The sequence below is a fragment of the Campylobacter sp. RM19073 genome, assembly GCF_024723495.1.
GTDB classification, from domain to species: Bacteria; Campylobacterota; Campylobacteria; order Campylobacterales; family Campylobacteraceae; genus Campylobacter; species Campylobacter porcelli.
This window is the reverse complement of sequence record NZ_JANQCT010000077.1, coordinates 1-237: the sequence shown is the minus strand read 5'-3', so window position 1 is coordinate 237 and position 237 is coordinate 1. Positions and strand designations below refer to the sequence as shown.

The 237-nt window shown below is 22.4% G+C and carries 1 protein-coding gene; it reads right to left on the bottom strand.

The window, feature by feature from the left end:
* Positions 1-237: hypothetical protein (locus CSUIS19073_RS08315; protein WP_337214427.1), on the bottom strand; the 237-nt coding region annotated here is incomplete at both ends.

Genomic DNA, 237 nt, shown 5'->3' with positions numbered 1-237 from the left:
GTTTATCGTTTGAATATTTTTTATATTATCGATACTAGTGATAATATTTTTATTATTTAGATTATCTATTTGTCCTTGATTTTTAATATCAGCTATATTTCCAGAATTATCTATTTTATCTATATTTGATTGATTGGTTAAATTTGATATATTTTTTTGATTATTTAGGTTTTCTAACCTGCCTTGGTTGTTAAATTTAGTTATATCGCCAAGATTATCTAGCATAACTATTTTGCC